Origin of the sequence: Bradyrhizobium sp. IC4060, from assembly GCF_020193715.1 — a bacterium.
GTDB classification, from domain to species: domain Bacteria; phylum Pseudomonadota; class Alphaproteobacteria; order Rhizobiales; family Xanthobacteraceae; genus Bradyrhizobium; species Bradyrhizobium yuanmingense.
The window spans coordinates 79,441-95,333 of the sequence record NZ_JADYVJ010000014.1; the positions used below are offsets into that span (position 1 = coordinate 79,441).

Genomic DNA, 15,893 nt, shown 5'->3' on the forward strand with positions numbered 1-15,893 from the left:
CGGATGCCGCAACAGGCCTTTTCGGGGGCGTGTTGCTTGAATTTTGAGAGCACGTGAGCTGGCTGCGCAGGAGGGACTGGGAATGAGATCGGCTGCAAATTGGCTTACCGCGATTCTGTCCATCATCACCGTCGGCGCCGCGCTGTCACTGCCGACCTCGGCTGCATATGCGGGCGATGACGGCAACAGCAAGAACGTCACCGAGGACGAGATCGTCCGCGCGCTGGCGCCGGCGCCGAAGAAGCCCTTGACGCGCGGCCTCTCGATCGGTCCGCAGACCGCCCCTGCACCGAGCGCGACCGACTCCAAGCTGATCCAGTCGGTGCGCGGCCGCTCGACGCGTTCGCTGTCGTCGACCGAGCGCGAGGAAATCGCCTTGGCCGCCAAGGACAAGCCGAACATCGATCTCGAGATCACGTTCGACTACAACTCCGCCAATATCAGCGCCAAGTCGCTGCCCTCGGTGCAGGCGCTCGGCCGCGCCTTGACCAGCCCGGACCTGAAGGGCTCGACCTTCGTGGTCGCCGGTCATACCGACGCCGCCGGCGGCGAAGCCTACAACCAGGACCTCTCGGAGCGTCGCGCCGATTCGATCAAGCGCTACCTGGTCGAGAAGTACAGCATCTCCGCGACCGATCTCGTCACCGTCGGCTACGGCAAGAGCAAGCTCAAGGACCCGAACCAGCCGCTGGCGGAGGCCAACCGGCGCGTGCAGGTCGTCAACATGGAAAACAAGACCACCGCATCGAAGTGAGCACGACGAATCCATTGCCAGTGACAAGTCGTGATGTCGTGTAAGGTCTCGTTTCCAAAGCGCGTCCCGCAGCCTTGCGGGACGCCGCTTCATGTCAGAAAAGCGCTCCGTTTGGGCCTCGCGCGGATGGCCGTGAGCCAGGTCAGGATGATCCGGCGATGAATTTGACTGAATACCTCAAGCCGGCCGGAACCGTGCTGTTCGTCGCCGCGCTCGGCATCGGCTATTATCTGTTCGAGCATCGCAAGCGTCCCGAGCCGAAGGAGACGCAAAGCGAGGCGCTCGTCATCGTGACGAAGTCAACCAATGCCTGCTTCTCCGATCTGGTGCGGGTGACCGGCTTCTTCGTACCGCGCCGCGAGGCGGTGGTCGTTGCCGATCAGGAAGGCTCCAGGGTCACCGACCTCCTGGTCACCGAGGGCACGATCGTCGCCGACAATCAGGAGCTAGCGCGCCTGACCGCGCCGCCGCAGATTCCGGGCCAGCCGCAGCGGCCCGGCCCGCAAGGCCCGATCTCGCTGAAAGCCCCCGCGCCGGGCCTTGTCACCGAAGTCCGCACCATCGTCGGCGCGCCGGCCTCGCCGCAGGCCGGTCCGATGTTCCGCATCGCCGTCAACAACGAGATCGAGCTCGACGCCCAGGTTCCGGCGGTGCACATGTCCAAGCTCACCTCCGGCGCCACCGTGCGGATCAGCCGCGACGATGCGCCCGACCTGATCGGGCGGGTCCGGCTGGTTGCACCCGAGATCGACCGCGCCACGCAACTCGGGCGGGTCCGCATCAGCGTCGCCAACAACCCCTCGCTCAAGGTCGGCGTGTTCGCTCGCGCCTCGATCGACGCCAAGCGAAGCTGCGGCGTCTCGATCCCGAAGACCGCGATCGATCACCTCACGGTGCAGGTCGTCAAGGGCAATGTCGTCGAGACACGCAAGGTGCGGGTCGGATTGTCGTCCGACAGCGCGACGGAAATCCTGGAAGGGCTGCAGGTCGGCGAAATCGTCGTGGCCGACGCCGGCTCTTCGCTCCATGACGGCGACCAGATCAAGACCATGTTCGCCGATGAACTCGATCGCACGCGGGTACGCTGATGGCTCTCAATATCTCGGCATGGTCGATCCGTAATCCGCTGCCGTCGGTCGTCTTCTCCATCATCCTGCTGGTGCTGGGTTGGGTGTCCTTCACCAAGCTTGCGATCACACGGCTGCCCTCGGCCGACATCCCCGTGATCTCGGTGGCGGTGTCGCAGTTCGGCGCCGCACCGGCCGAACTGGAATCCCAGGTCACCAAGACGGTTGAAGACGCGGTCTCCGGCGTCGAGGGCGTCAGGCACATCACCTCGTCGATCACCGATGGCCTGTCGGTCACCACGATCCAGTTCGCGCTCGAGACCAACACCGATCGCGCGCTCAACGACGTCAAGGACGCGGTGACGCGCGTGCGCTCCAACCTGCCGCAGAACGTCACCGAGCCGCTGATCCAGCGCGTCGACGTCATCGGCCTGCCGATCGTGACTTATGCAGCGATCTCGCCCGGCAAGACGCCGGAGCAGCTCTCCTATTTCGTCGACGACGTGGTCAAGCGCGCGCTGCAGGGCGTGCGCGGCGTCGCCCAGGTCGAGCGCATCGGCGGCGTCGAGCGCGAGATCCTGGTCTCGCTGGATCCCGATCGCCTGCAGGCGATGGGCCTGACCGCGGTCAATGTCAGCCAGAGCCTGCGCGGCACCAATGTCGACGTCGCCGGCGGCCGCGCCGAGATCGGCAAGAACGATCAGGCGATCCGCACGCTCGCCGGCGCCAAGACGCTTGGCGATCTCGCCGGCACCATGATCCCGCTGTTCGGCGGCGGCGAGGTCCGGCTCGACGATCTCGGCACCGTCACCGACACCATCGCCGACCGCCGAACCTTCGCCCGCTTCAACGGCGAGCCGGTGGTCGCGCTCGGCATCAAGCGCTCCAAGGGCGCCAGCGACGTGAAGGTGGCCGAGGCCGTGCAGAAGCGCATCGATGCGCTGAAAGCCGCCTATCCCGACGTCGACCTGAAGGTGATCGACACCTCGGTCGAATACACCAACGGCAATTACCACGCGGCGATCTCGACCCTGTTCGAAGGCGCGATCCTCGCCGTGATCATCGTGCTCTTGTTCCTGCGCGACCTGCGCGCCACCATCATCGCCGCGATCTCGCTGCCGCTGTCGATCTTCCCGGCGTTCTGGGCGATGGACCTGCTCGGCTTCTCGCTGAACCTCGTCAGCTTCCTCGCCATCACGCTCTCGACCGGCATTCTTGTCGACGATGCCATCGTCGAGATCGAGAACATCGTCCGGCACATGAACATGGGCAAGTCGCCCTACCGGGCCGCGCTCGAGGCCGCCGACGAGATCGGCCTCGCCGTCATCGCGATCTCGCTGACCATCATCGCCATCTTCGCGCCTGCGAGCTTCATGTCGGGCATTGCCGGACAGTTCTTCAAGCAGTTCGGCATCACCGTCTCGGTGCAGGTGTTCTTCTCGCTGCTCGCCGCGCGCTTCGTCACGCCGGTGCTGGCCGCCTATTTCCTCAAGCACAGCACGCACGAGGAGCCGCCGCCCGGCCTCATCCTGCGCTCCTATCACCGCATCGTGGCCTGGTCGGTGAAGCACTATTTCGTCACGGTGCTGATCGGCCTCGGCGTCTTCGCCGCCTCGATCTGGAGCATCACGCTGCTGCCGCAGGGCTTCCTGCCGGCCCAGGACAGCGCGCGCTCGCTGCTTGCGCTCGAGCTGCCGCCGGGCACCCAGCTCGCCTACACCGAGAAGGTCACCGAGGACATCGTCGCGCGCCTGCGCAAGCGGCCCGAGGTCAAGAGCATCTTCGTCGACGGCGGCCGCGTCCCGCCGGGCACCCAGGAGGTGCGCCGCGCCGCCCTGATCATCAATTACACGCCCAAGGACAGCCGCGACATCACCCAGCGCGAGCTCGAATTCTCCATCAGCCAGGAGCTGGAGAACGTTCCCGATATCCGCTTCTGGTTCCTGGACGAGAACGGCCTGCGCGCGATCTCGCTGGTGGTGACCGGCGTCGACCCCAACATCGTCAACAACGTCGCGAGCGAGCTTGCGACGCAGATGAAGCGCATTCCCACCATCGCCAACGTCATCTCCGAAACTTCGCTGGAGCGCCCCGAACTGCGCATCGAGCCGCGCGCCGATCTCGCCGCACGGCTCGGCGTCTCCACCGAAAGCCTGTCGCAGACCATCCGTGTCGCCACCATCGGCGACGTCGGACCGGCACTCGCCAAGTTCGACGTCGGCGACCGCCTGGTGCCGATCCGCGTGCAGCTCGAGGACGCCGCCCGCGGCGATCTGAAGACGCTGGAGCAGCTCCGCGTGCCGCTCGGCGAGCGCGGCGAGAAGGGCGGCGTGCCGCTTTCGGTCATCGCCGACGTCAAGCTCGACCAGGGTCCGACCAGCATCGGCCGCTACGATCGCGAACGGCAGGCGACCGTTGCCGCCGACCTCGTCGGCTCCGCCGCGCTCGGCGATGCCACCAAGAAGATCTACGACCTGCCGGTCATGAAGACCCTGCCGAAGGGCGTGAAGGTCTCGCCCTCGGGCGATGCCGAAAGCCTGAACGAATTGTCCGAGGGTTTCGCGACCGCCATCACGGCGGGGCTGATGATGGTCTATGCGGTGCTGGTGCTGCTGTTCGGCACCTTCCTGCAGCCGATCACCATCCTGTTCTCGCTGCCGCTCTCGATCGGCGGCGCGATCGCGGCCCTGCTCGTCACCGGCAAGCAGCTCACCACGCCGGTGTGGATCGGCATCCTGATGCTGATGGGCATCGTCACCAAGAACGCGATCATGCTGGTGGAATTCGCCATCGAGTCCATCAAGGCCGGCACGCCGCGCGAGGAGGCCATGATCGACGCCGGCATGAAGCGCGCCCGTCCGATCGTGATGACCACGATCGCGATGGCCGCGGGCATGATGCCGAGCGCCCTGGCCGTCGGCGCCGGCGGCGAATTCCGCTCGCCGATGGCGCTCGCGGTGATCGGCGGCCTGATCTTCTCGACCCTCCTGTCGCTGGTGTTCGTGCCCGCGATGTTCATGGTGATGGACGATTTCGGCGCCCTGATCTGGCGCTTCGCCAAGCGGCTGATCGTGCACAGCGAGGATGCGGAGACGGACCATCATGGGGCTGCGGAGGCGGAAGCCAGGCCGGCGGTGACGAGCGTCGCACGGCCCGCGGCGGAGTAGGGTCCACGCCAGCTTGGAAGCCCACGGTGGCGCAAGTCGTTTGCGTCCGCTAGCCTATGGCATGGCCTTCGCGCATCACGATGGACCCTGCCGTCTGCACTGGCAAAGCTTGCATTCGCGGGCTGCGTTTTCCGGTTGCGCGGCTGCTCGGCCTGCTGGCGGCCGGCGAGACGCGCGAATCGATCCTCAATGAATATCGGTATCTCGAGCGCGAGGACATCGATGAGGCACTGCGATACGCGGCGTTCCTCGCCGAGGATCTAGCCGTCGATCTGTCTCCACCCGCCGAGCAAGAGTGAAACTGCTCGCCCTACTCGTTCCGCGCGATCGCGGTCAGCTTGGTCATGTTCCGCAGCAGGATCCGGCCGCGCTGGAGATCGAGGATCGCTTCCTTGCGCCAGGCCTGGAGCTGGCGGTTGACGCTTTCGCGGGCGGCGCCGACGAAGACGCCGAGCTGCTCCTGCGAGATATGGACCTCGGAACCGAAATCGGCGGCGAGCGCGCAGAGCCGCCGCGCCAGCCGCACCGGCAGCGGCTGCAGCATGGATTCTTCCATGCGCTCGCTCTGCCAGCGGATGCGCTGGCACAGCAGCGCGATGATCTTGATCGCGACCTTGGGCTCGCGCTCGAGGAAGCCGAGGAAGTCTTCGCGCCGCAGCACGAACAATTCGCTGGCCTCGCCCGCGGTCGCGTCCGCCGTCCGGTTCTGGCCGTCCAGCACCGCGACCTCGCCGAACAGGTCGCCCGGCCCCATGAAGTTCAGCGTCAGCCGGCTGCCGTCGGCGGCGCCGGTCTCGATGCGGACCTGGCCGCGGCGCACGCCGAACAGCGCATTGCCGGGATCGCCCTTCTGGAACAGCACCTCGCCGCTGGCCAAATGCTGGGTGTGGCAGAGATTAGACAGCCGCTGGAGCTCGTCTGCGCCAAGATCGGCGAACATCGGGTTCATCTTCAGGATGACCGCAAATTCGGCCTGCTTGCTCATGTCAATGTCCTTGTGAACGTCCTGGTCATCGTCTCTTGGCAAATCGTCTTGGCAAATCGCTTGAAACCATCAACCTCAGGATCGCGTAAAACAGCGCCGGAGAAGTGTGTCATAAGTCACATAACTTTGCAGCACCCCCTGACTATTTTTACGCGCTTGGAGCCGCTTCCCGTCCGGGGATAAACTCCGGGCGCAAAGGACGGGTGATCGGCCGGGTTCGACGCGGATTGTCCGTTGCTGGAAAGTCGACATGAGAGCATTGAAATTCGTCGGCGGGGCTTTGGCCGCCGTCATCGTCGTGATCGCACTTCTGCTCGTGGTCGGGATCCCCTCGGGCTTCCTGACCTCGACGATCGCCTCGCGCCTCGAGAGTGCGACCGGCTATCGGCTGTCGATCGACGGCACCACCAAGATCAGCCTATGGCCGACGCTGAACGTCACGCTGAACGACCTCACGCTGGCCGACCCCAAGGACCGCAGCGGCATCACGCGCCTGACGATCGATCGCGTGCAGGCCGACATGTCGCTCGCGAGCGTGTGGTCCGGCAGGCCCGAGATCAGCGAGCTCGTCGTCACCCGTCCCGTGCTCTACCAGCCGCTGCTGCGCGAACGCCTGCCGAATGCGGCCGCGCCTGCGAAGCCGCTCGCGCTCGACACCAAAGGCGCCACCATCGACCGCATCAAGATCACCGACGGCGAGGTGGCATTCTCGCGCCTGCGCGACCGTGTCGAGGGCCGCATCAGCGCCATCAACGCCGACGCGACCCTGGACCGCGACCGCAAGGTCAACATCACCGGCACCGCGCGCGTCGGCGATCACCCGACCAAGTTCGACATCAAGGCGGCCTCGCCGGCCGAACGGCCGGCGTTTCATGTGGATTTCGCCATCGACATGCCCAGCGTGCTGAAGTCCCAGCTCACCGGCCAGGCCGAGATGCGGCTGAGCGGCAATGTCGTGATGATCAACGGCGTGAACGGCAGGCTCGGCGATGGCGCCTTCAATGGCTGGGCTTCCGTCGACATCGCGAGCAAGCCGCTGGTCAAGGTCGATCTCGACTTCCAGCGGCTCGCCATGCCGCTGGCGAAATCGCCGGAAAGCGTGTCCGGGCAGCCCTGGAGCAACGCGCCGATCGACGTGGCCGGGCTCAACTATGTCGATGCGCAAGTGCGGATCTCCGCCAACGAGGCCGTGATCGGCGATGCGCGCATTGCGCCGCTGGCGCTCGACGCCAAGCTCGCCGGCGGCGTGCTGAAGGCCGGCACGGCCAATCTCGGCGCCTATGGCGGCCAGGTCTCGGGCGAGGTGATCCTGGACGCGACGACCGGCGCGCCGAGCTTTGCGATGCATTCCGACCTCGTCGGCGTGCGCGCGCTGCCGCTGCTCCAGAGCCTTGCCGAGTTCGATCGCATCGACGGCAAGCTGCAGGCCAAGCTCGCCCTGCGCAGCGCCGGCAACAGCCAGCGCGCGCTGATGGCGAACATGCAAGGGACGGCCTTCGTCAATTTCCAGGACGGCGCGATCCGCGGCATCAATGTCGCGCAGATGATCCGCTCGCTGACGACGAGCACGCTCTCCGGCTGGCAAGGAAACCAGAATGGAAACCAGAACGGAAACCAGGACCCGAGCCAGGAGCAGAGCACGGATCTGTCGCAGCTCTCGGCCTCCTTCCGCATCGACAAGGGTCAGGCGGTGACGACCGATCTCAACCTGATCGGGCCGCTGGTGCGCGTCACCGGCGCCGGCACCATCGCGCTCGACACCAAGATGATGGGCTTTCGCGTCGAGCCGAAGCTCGTGATGACGACCGAAGGCCAGGGCCGCACCTCCGAGCCGGTCGGCTTCGGCATTCCCGTGATGATCCAGGGCTCCTGGTCGCAGCCGCGGATCTATCCCGACATGGCCGGCATGCTGGACAATCCCGACGCCGCCTATGCCAAGCTGCGCGAGATGGGCAAGGGCCTGTTCGGCCCCGACGGCGCCGGGCTCGGCAACATCCTGGGCAGCCTCGGCCTTGGTGGCACCGTCGCGCCGGGCGGCAATGCCAATCCGCAAGGCCAGCAACCGGGGCAGAACAATCTGCTTGGCGGCCCGCTCGGGGAGGCGATCGGCAATCTGATCCAGCAGGGTCTCTCCAGCGGCGCGGGGAGCGGCACTGGCACCGGCACCGGGCGCAACCGCAGCCTGCCGGCAACGCCCTCGACGCCGGCGCCGCAGGCCTCCCCTGCGGCCCCCGCCCTGGAGGATCCGCCGGCCGCGCAGCAGGACAGTCAGCCAATGAACGACGTGCTGCGGCAGCTCTTCAACCGCTAAGCTCCCTCCTTCGAACAGATCGGGCTGCGACCATCGCCGCCCGTCCACCTGCCCAGGAGGCCACAGGGGGTAACCACACCGGCCGGTCCCCGGCCGCGCGACGGCCCTTCGGTCCAAATTGTGCTAGAACGGCTTGGAAGGGCCTGTACGGCCCATAGCGCGCAGCGTCAGTGGCGGCGCGAGAGGATCGGGATGGCAGGAGCGAACGACAAGACACGATCTCTGCGCGAGGGCCTGTTCGCCAAATACGTCGTCTCCCTCGTCGGCCTCGTCGTGTTCGTCCTTGCCGTCAACGGGGCGATGGAGACCTGGATCTCCTACCGCGCGACGCGGACACAGCTGACCGACGGCCTGGAGGACAAGGCGCAGGCGGCCGCCCGGCGCATCGAGCAGGCGATTTCGGAGCTCGACCGCCAGATCAGCTGGGTGACGCGCGCGAGCCAGGACACGCTGGAGAAGCGCCGCGCCGACTATGCATCGCTGCTGCATCAGGTTTCCGTCGTCAACCAGCTGTTCCAGCTCAACGGCGACGGCCGCGAGGTGCTGCGCGTCTCCAGGCAATCGACCACGACCGGCGGCAATGCCGACCTCTCCCGCGACGTGCGCTTCACCGACGCCGTCGCCCGCGGCGTCACCTACGCGCCGGCCTGGTTCGCCGACCGGACGCCGTTGATGTCGATCTCGGTGGCGCATTCCGGCTTCAATGCCGGCGTCACCGTGGCCGAGATCGACCTCGGTTTCCTCTCCGACTTCCTGTCCGACGCGCAAGTCGGCAAGGCCGCCTTCGCCTATGTCGTCGATCCGCGCGGCCGGGTGCTGGCGACGTCATCGAAAGGGCCCGAGATCGGCAAGGACCTCTCCAAACTGCCGCAGGTGGCGGCCGCGATCGCGCCCGGCCACGAAGCCGAGACGTCGGGCACCGACTTCAACGGCCATGCGGTGATGAGCGCCGCGAGCATCGTGCCGAAGCTCGGCTGGAGCGTGCTGTTCGAGCAGCCGACCACGCAGGCCCTGATGCCGATCCGCGACCAGCTGGTGCGCATCGCGCTTCTGATCGGCATGGGCCTGATGGTCGCGATCCTCGCCGGCACGCTGCTCGCCCGCCGCATGATCATCCCGATCACGGCGCTGCGCGACGGTGCGCATAAGCTCGGCGAAGGCGATTTCAGCCACCGCATCGACGTGCACACCTCCGACGAGCTGGAAGACCTCGCCGGGCAGTTCAACCGCATGGCCGACCAGATCCAGGAGACCTATTCGAACCTGGAGAGCAAGGTCGAGGAGCGCACCCGCGATCTCGCGCAGTCGATCCACGAGCTCAAGGTGCTGGAGGAGGTCGGCCGCGCGGTGGCCTCCTCGCTCGATCTCAACGCGGTGCTTGCAACCATCGCCGCCCGCGCCATCGAGATCACCCGTGCCGACGCGGTGCTGATCTACGGCTTCGACGCCGAAGCGCGCCGCTTCAACCTGGTCGAGGCCAACGGCATCGACAAATCCGCTGAGGGCGCGCACGTCACCATCGCGCAAGGCGGCAACATCCTGAGCGATGCCGCCGACAGCGGCGCGCCGATCGCGCTGGCCGAGCTTGGCGATGCCGCCGAGCAGCCGCTGCGCGAGGCCGCGCTCGCGGCCGGCTTCAACTCGGTGCTGGTGGTGCCGCTGATCGACCAGCAGGGCACGCTCGGCTCGCTCGTGGTACTGCGCCGCGCCACCGGGGCGTTCGCGCCCAGCATCATCGGCCTGATGCGCACCTTCGCCAACCAGGCCGTGCTGGCGATGCGCAATGCGCAGCTGTTCACCGAGGTCGACCACAAGAGCCACGCGCTGGAGGCGGCGAACACGACCGTGCGCGCGCAAGCCGACAAGCTCCGCGAGCAGACCGAGCAGCTCAAGGACTGGAACAAGTCGCTGGAGGAGCGAGTCAGGACCCAGCTCGGCGAGATCGAGCGCATCCGCAAGCTCGAGCGTTTCCTGGCGCCGCAGGTGGCGCAGCTGATCGCCTCCTCCGACAGCCCCGAGGGGTTGCTCACCAGCCAACGCCGCGAGGTCACGGTGGTGTTCTGCGACCTGCGCGGCTTCACCGCGTTCACGGAAGCGACCGAGCCGGAAGAGGCGATGAACGTGCTGCGCGAATATCACGCCGCGCTCGGCCAGCTGATCTTCAAGTACGAGGGCACGCTCGACAAATATGCCGGCGACGGCGTGATGATCCTGTTCAACGCCCCGATCCAGTTCGAGGACCACACCAAGCGCGCGGTGAAGATGGCAGTGGAGATGCGCGACACGATCGGCCCCCTCACCGAGCGCTGGCGCAACCGCGGTCATAGCCTCGGCTTCGGCATCGGCGTCGCGCTCGGCTATGCCACGCTCGGCCAGGTCGGCTTCGAGCAGCGGCTGGAATATGCCGCGATCGGCAGCGTCACCAACCTCGCCTCCCGCCTCTGCAGCGAAGCCAAGCCCAACCAGATCGTGGTCAGCCGCCGCGTCTACGGCATGGTCGAGCCTTTCGTCGAAGCCCGCGCCCTCGACGATCTCCAGCTCAAGGGCTTCAATCACCCCGTGCTGGCGATGGAGATTTTGTCTTGGCGCGAGGAGGTCGAGAACGTGGTGGATGCCACGGCGGTGCGGCGGAGGGGGTAGCCGCAAACAAAACTGCGAAAACAACCCCATGCACAGTAGGCAGGGGCTTTGGGATCAATGACTTACGGCAGGCCTCGGCCGCGTGCCGCGCAATTTGACACGTCGGGCAAAACACCGGCAGATTGGCAGCATCCCAGCTCCCTCTCACGAACCACATCCCTCCTCCCCGCGACCAACCATCGCCTCAACGGCGAGGCGGACTTCGTGGGAGACGATTCGTGACGCTTGCCCTGCCTTCGCGTGCCTATGATTTGCAGATGCTGGACCGGCCCGCGGATCGCGCGCGTGATCAGGGCTGGGTGTTTGGGCTGCCGCCGGGCATTGCATCCGAGCAATGGCCGCTCGATCCCGTCACCGGCTATCCCTTGATGCACGGCTTCACGCTAAAGCTGCCGGAGGATTACCGGGTGCATGGCGCGGACATCGTCGCGTTGTCGTTCTTCGCCACGGCGCCCGATCACAATGACGGCGGCGCGCCCGACGATCCCGAGATTCGCGAGGCGGTGCTGGCGCGGCCGTCGCATCCGCGGCTGTCGCGCATGACCGACATTCTCGACTACGCCTATGCCGCGCTGCTCTTGACGAAGGCCGAATATGACGGCGCGTTCGCCGCGCCGCCGGCGCCGCTTGCGCTGGCAACGGTGGAGCGGCCGCGCTGGCTCGATGTCGGCGGTGCCAGCGCCTTCTTCGAGGCCGCACCTAGCTACGCCAAGAAGATGTTTGCAGCCCCGCCGCGTGCCGATCTCAGCGAGACGCGCGCGATCGCGCTGTCGCCGCGCGCTGATGATCCCAACGCCGGCAAGGGCCCGCAGGATGAGCACGTGCGCGAAAATCCGCCGACCGGCTATCAGCCATATTACTACTATGTCGGCGGCAAGCCGGGCCGCGACAATTTCCGCCTGCACGACTGGGCCAAGGATCACGCCCACAACCACCTCGGCGGCACCATGCGGCCCTGCCAGGCCGTGCCGGAGATGAGCCCGTTCTATATCGAGTTCGAGGAATATTTCGGCGGCTACAATTTCGGCGGCGGCAACGCGCAGCTCGACTTCAAGGACATGAAGTTCGACTGGGCGTGCGGGTGATCATGGAAGCCGCGCAAGGATCCGGACTTTGCGATGATGCGAGCGTTCACGGAGCCATGCCGAGGAACGGATTGACGATGGTGAGCCCGCCGATGCTGCGGCCGCGCTGAAGGTCCCAGAATCACCGCTGTCAAAGAACGCGATCACCGCTCGTTCGCCTCGTCCCGATCGAATTTGTAGCCGGCGGGCAAGGCCGCCCAATTGCGCGCCTCCATGTTCTTGATCGCACGCGGACGCTGCTCCGCCTTGGTCTCGATTTCGATCGCGCCTTTGCGAGTGGCCACGATATCGATTTCGTCGCCCTCCTTGAGGCCGAGTTCATCAACTAGCGCTTTGGGCAGGCGCACTGCGAGGCTGTTGCCCCATTTGGAAACCAGCACCAGCACCCTCCGTGATGTGCATCCCTATCTGCATATCATAGGGAGATATGATGGCATTCCAAGCTGGCGTCCCCTCACGCCCCTCGCTTTGGCCCGATCGCCTCGAATCCGGCCTTTTGCTCGTCGCTGAGATCGGCCTGGAAATCGTCGAGCGCGTCGGCGATGGCGCCGACGGCTTGCAGCATGGTCTGCAGCCGCGCCTTCACGGCGGCGAGGCGGGCCTGCGCCGTTGCAGCGGGTTCTGTCGGACAGGCGCTGAGCGTCTGCATGGTGCGGAGCGTGGTGTCCTGCAGCACCTCGAAGCGGGCGCGGGCGACCTCGTCGAGGTGGAGCGTGGCCGCGATTTCGGCGGCGGGCCATTGCTGCTGGAGCAGTTGCTCGTATTGGCGCTGCGCGTTCTCGTCGGAAATAGGATCGTAGTCCGCCTGGCAGGCCTTGGCCGCCTGTGCGTCCTTGGATGCGTCCTTGCCCGCGTTCTTGTCAGCGTTTTTGGACTGGTAGGACGCCAGCGCGGCGCGACGCTCATTGGCTAAGGCGTTGAGCCGGGCTTTCTGGTCGTCATTGAGCAGGCCGACGAATTTCGACAACGGCGCTTCCATGGTGTCGATGGCCTTGATCATGGCCTCGACACGCTCGCGCATCAGGCCGAGGCGCTCCGCCGCATTCGCAGGGGTTTGCGCCGGGCAGGCCGTGCGGATGGTGTCGCGCGCGGCATTCCAGGCGGATGAGAGCTCGTCGAGCGCGGTGCGCTGAGCTTCGTTCGGTGCAACGGCGCTCGCGATGCGCTCGACCGGCAGGCCGCCGGTGTCGCTGGCCTCGCACAGCGTCTCCGCGGTCGGGACTTTTCGCGCGCGACGGCCTTGCGGCACGGTGTAGGCGGCAAGCTCGGTGGCGGCATAGGGCGTGAACAGCGCGGCATAGATATCGCCGTAGCCGTAGAGCGAGAGGCTGGTGGTGTCGCCGAAGACGATCGCATTGGTGAGATCGTCATGGGCGAACGGCCAGAACACCGGGCCGACCCAGCCATAGCTGCCATCGGGATGACGCCACCAGCCCTGCGGGCGGCGGCCGCCTTGCCAGCCCGCCAGCGCAGCCTGCGCCGTGAGGGCCGCACGCATCACGTAAGGGTTCGACAGCTGGCTGCGGTCGGCCCCGCGCGGGTCCTGCGACCTCAGCGCAGCTGACCGGTAGCGGCCGCCGCGCACCGCCATGCGGGAATGGCGCAGGCGCGACAGGCCGATCACGTGGCCGACGGCGAAGCGCGCAACCCCGACCGGACCGCCGCGCAAGCCGAACTGCGCCTCGGCTCTGTCAGGCAGCAGCACTGTTGCAACCACCAGGACCGCGCCAGCCAGCGCCAGTCCCATGCGCCCCGAGAGGATTTTTGACCTGACGACTGGTTTGGCCACGTCTTGTTCGGCCACGTCTTGGCCCTCCCTCCCGCGCCAAGTGCGCAATGCGTCGCATCACGAAGACGCGCGAGGGAACCGAATGTTCCAGAGAGACACAGGACAATGCGTCGCAACGCGCCGGCTGTGCCGTGTCACTCCGCCTTTTGCGGCATCACGAAGGTCTGGCCGGGATAGATTAGATTGGGGTTTTGGATCTTGTCGCGGTTGGCGTTGAAGATCACGGCGTAGCGGGAACCGTCGCCGTAAGCGAGCCGGCTGAGCGCCCACAGGCTGTCGCCGCGGGCGATGATCCGGCTGCCGCCGGCCTCGGCCGGCGCGGCGGTGAGCGCCTCCGCCGGCGAGGCCGATGCAACCACGGTGGCCCTCGGCGCCTGCGCGAAGGCCTTGGGTTTCGGTGCTCCGATCAGTTTCGGCCGGGCCGCTTGCCTGTCGGGCACCGACGCCAGCCGCGGCGAGGCCGACGGCAGCGCGGCGACGACATCCGATTTGTCGTCGGGCTTCTCGGCCGGCTTGGCCTCCTGCTTCGCAACCGGCGGCATGCGCACGGGCGGCGGCGCCGCCGCGGCGATTGTGACCGGCATGGTCCGGCCGGATTCGGTGACCGTGCCGTCCGGCGCCCTGGCGCGGAGCGTCAGGTCATATGAGCCGGCCGGCAGCTGCGGCGGGGTCATCACGAATTGGCCCGAGGCGTCGGCGACCACGCTGTCGAGCGGCTTGCCGTCGCGCAGCAGCTCGACCCGCGCACCCGGCGTGGCGCGGCCGGCAATCACCGCCGCCTCGCCGTGATCGTCGATGCGGGCGACGTCGAAACGGGGGCCGGCATCTGCAGCCGGCGCCGGCGGCTTGACCGGCACGAGGTCACCGAGCGCGGCCACCTGCTTCTGGGTCTCGGCCAGCGCGCCCGCCTTCGGCTCGGGTGCAGGCGGCGCGCTGTCGACGAGCTTCGGCTGTTCCGGCTTCAGCTCTGGCTTGGATTCAGGCTTGGACTCAGGCTTGAACTCCACCTTGGGCTCGACCTTGGCTTCAAGCTTGGGCTCGACCTTGGCTCCGACCTGGGGTTCGACCTTGGCCTCCGGCTTGGCGGCGACGGTGACCTTCGTCCCATCAGGCAGCAGGCGGCGCAGCTCAGTCGGGCCGATCACCAGCGCGGTGCCGACCAGCGCGAGCAGACAGAAGGCAATGAAGGCCTTGGAGGCGGTGATCATTTGAAAAGGACCTTGGGTGGCAAATCAGCCGAGGCCGGCAAGGTGCGCCGATTTGGCTGCCGCAGCAAGACTGTCGATAGGATTATGCTTCCGTCCAGGCGCGCGGGATGAACCGGCGCGACCACGCGGGTGTCCAAGTATCAAGGCCGCCTGGCGGCATTCTTCAAGGGAATTCCTCCCGTGACCGTATTCTCCCGTGCCGCGGGATCCCTAGCGGTTGCTCTGACGCTGGCCGCTGCACCCGCTTTGGCCGCCTCCGGCCCGCCGCCCGGCTTCACGCTTTCCGACGATGCCGATCTCGCCTTCACCTCGCCCGACGGCGCCACCAGGCTCGAGCAGTATATGAAGGAGGGCGAGGATTTCGACATCAAGTGGCAGGTCTGGGCGCGACGCGGCGGGGAGATGCGCGAGTTGAAGCCCGAGCAAGGCTATCCGGCCGGCTTCCGTTTCACGGCCGACTCGCAATGGCTGGTGCGGATGCAGAAGACCGGCTCGGGCGAGCAGGACCTCTTCCTCTATCATTTCGAGAACGGCAGCTTCGTCAACGCGACCAAGACGTCGCTCGGCGATCTGGCCTGGGCCTACTTCCGCAGCCGGCCCGACACCAAGAGCATGAAGCTCGACTATCACATCACGGCGAATCTGGTGAAGGGCACCGAAGATGCGTATCGCTGGCTCGGCGTCGACTGGACCAACAACCGCTATCTCCTGATCTCGCTGTCGGGCGAGACGGACAAGCATCCGAAGAACGTCGCGGTGAAGGGCCTTGCGGATTGGAAATGCCGCTATGATCTCGAGACCGGCAAATTCGATGTGCCGAAGATGTTCGCCAAGGGCAACGCGGAAGCCTTGAAGTGGAAAATCAGGCGCTGAAGGTCCTGCGGTCT

General features: G+C 66.5%; 12 protein-coding genes. 8 read left to right on the forward strand and 4 right to left on the reverse strand.

Annotated elements, in window-relative coordinates; genetic code table 11:
- Positions 1-82 precede the first annotated feature (82 nt).
- The 4 genes from I6F16_RS31945 (at position 83) to I6F16_RS31960 (ending at position 5,287) form a co-directional block, all read left to right on the forward strand.
- Entirely contained in the window at positions 83-754 is a 672-nt protein-coding gene (locus I6F16_RS31945) for an OmpA family protein (protein ID WP_036015976.1), read from the forward strand.
- 158 nt (positions 755-912) lie between these two features.
- Positions 913-1,842 carry an efflux RND transporter periplasmic adaptor subunit gene (locus I6F16_RS31950; protein ID WP_036015974.1) on the forward strand — a complete coding sequence of 310 codons (930 nt, stop codon included), beginning with the start codon at positions 913-915 and terminating at the stop codon, positions 1,840-1,842.
- Positions 1,842-4,988, forward strand: a complete 3,147-nt coding sequence (locus tag I6F16_RS31955; RefSeq protein WP_109141777.1) for an efflux RND transporter permease subunit — start codon at positions 1,842-1,844, stop codon at positions 4,986-4,988. The genes I6F16_RS31950 and I6F16_RS31955 overlap by 1 nt, the downstream gene beginning before the upstream one ends.
- 80 nt (positions 4,989-5,068) lie before the next feature.
- The gene (locus I6F16_RS31960) at positions 5,069-5,287 is read left to right on the forward strand and encodes a DUF433 domain-containing protein (RefSeq protein ID WP_225114559.1); all 219 of its coding nucleotides are present in this window, start codon (positions 5,069-5,071) and stop codon (positions 5,285-5,287) included.
- An 11-nt stretch (positions 5,288-5,298) separates the two neighbouring features.
- Here the strand turns inward: I6F16_RS31960 and I6F16_RS31965 are convergent, their stop codons facing one another.
- Entirely contained in the window at positions 5,299-5,973 is a 675-nt protein-coding gene (locus tag I6F16_RS31965; RefSeq protein ID WP_036044931.1) for a Crp/Fnr family transcriptional regulator, read from the reverse strand.
- 250 nt (positions 5,974-6,223) lie between these two features.
- Here I6F16_RS31965 and I6F16_RS31970 point away from each other — a divergent pair, with 250 nt between their 5' ends.
- From I6F16_RS31970 to I6F16_RS31980, 3 genes are all read left to right on the forward strand, one after another.
- Positions 6,224-8,284, forward strand: a complete 2,061-nt coding sequence (locus tag I6F16_RS31970; protein WP_225114560.1) for an AsmA family protein — start codon at positions 6,224-6,226, stop codon at positions 8,282-8,284.
- A 192-nt stretch (positions 8,285-8,476) separates the two neighbouring features.
- Positions 8,477-10,924, forward strand: coding sequence for an adenylate/guanylate cyclase domain-containing protein (locus I6F16_RS31975; RefSeq protein WP_225114561.1), 2,448 nt, complete (start codon positions 8,477-8,479; stop codon positions 10,922-10,924).
- A gap of 218 nt (positions 10,925-11,142) precedes the next feature.
- A complete protein-coding gene (locus I6F16_RS31980; protein WP_036015956.1) occupies positions 11,143-12,009 on the forward strand; it encodes a hypothetical protein in 867 nt (288 codons plus the stop codon).
- A gap of 143 nt (positions 12,010-12,152) precedes the next feature.
- Here I6F16_RS31980 and I6F16_RS31985 read toward each other — a convergent pair whose 3' ends face one another.
- The 3 genes from I6F16_RS31985 to I6F16_RS31995 all read right to left on the reverse strand — a co-directional run bounded on the left by I6F16_RS31985 (position 12,153) and on the right by I6F16_RS31995 (position 15,006).
- Positions 12,153-12,389, reverse strand: a complete 237-nt coding sequence (locus tag I6F16_RS31985) for an AbrB/MazE/SpoVT family DNA-binding domain-containing protein (RefSeq protein WP_225114562.1) — start codon at positions 12,387-12,389, stop codon at positions 12,153-12,155.
- A 74-nt stretch (positions 12,390-12,463) separates the two neighbouring features.
- On the reverse strand, positions 12,464-13,756 hold the full coding sequence (locus I6F16_RS31990) for a Spy/CpxP family protein refolding chaperone (RefSeq protein ID WP_225114579.1): 1,293 nt from the start codon (positions 13,754-13,756) through the stop codon (positions 12,464-12,466).
- A gap of 176 nt (positions 13,757-13,932) precedes the next feature.
- The gene (locus I6F16_RS31995; RefSeq protein ID WP_225114563.1) at positions 13,933-15,006 is read right to left on the reverse strand and encodes a LysM peptidoglycan-binding domain-containing protein; all 1,074 of its coding nucleotides are present in this window, start codon (positions 15,004-15,006) and stop codon (positions 13,933-13,935) included.
- Between the two features lie 180 nt (positions 15,007-15,186).
- Between I6F16_RS31995 and I6F16_RS32000 the strand changes: the two genes are divergently transcribed.
- A complete protein-coding gene (locus I6F16_RS32000; RefSeq protein ID WP_225114564.1) occupies positions 15,187-15,879 on the forward strand; it encodes a hypothetical protein in 693 nt (230 codons plus the stop codon).
- The last annotated feature ends 14 nt before the right edge of the window (positions 15,880-15,893 follow it).

Bases quoted from the DNA above. Each gene is read 5' to 3' on its own strand.
- I6F16_RS31945 (WP_036015976.1), top strand. From the start codon at position 83: ATGAGATCGGCTGCAAATTGGCTTACCGCGATTCTGTCCATCATCACC.
- I6F16_RS31950 (WP_036015974.1), top strand. From the start codon at position 913: ATGAATTTGACTGAATACCTCAAGCCGGCCGGAACCGTGCTGTTCGTC.
- I6F16_RS31955 (WP_109141777.1), top strand. From the start codon at position 1,842: ATGGCTCTCAATATCTCGGCATGGTCGATCCGTAATCCGCTGCCGTCG.
- I6F16_RS31960 (WP_225114559.1), top strand. From the start codon at position 5,069: ATGGACCCTGCCGTCTGCACTGGCAAAGCTTGCATTCGCGGGCTGCGT.
- I6F16_RS31965 (WP_036044931.1), bottom strand. From the start codon at position 5,973: ATGAGCAAGCAGGCCGAATTTGCGGTCATCCTGAAGATGAACCCGATG.
- I6F16_RS31970 (WP_225114560.1), top strand. From the start codon at position 6,224: ATGAGAGCATTGAAATTCGTCGGCGGGGCTTTGGCCGCCGTCATCGTC.
- I6F16_RS31975 (WP_225114561.1), top strand. From the start codon at position 8,477: ATGGCAGGAGCGAACGACAAGACACGATCTCTGCGCGAGGGCCTGTTC.
- I6F16_RS31990 (WP_225114579.1), bottom strand. From the start codon at position 13,756: ATGGGACTGGCGCTGGCTGGCGCGGTCCTGGTGGTTGCAACAGTGCTG.
- I6F16_RS31995 (WP_225114563.1), bottom strand. From the start codon at position 15,006: ATGATCACCGCCTCCAAGGCCTTCATTGCCTTCTGTCTGCTCGCGCTG.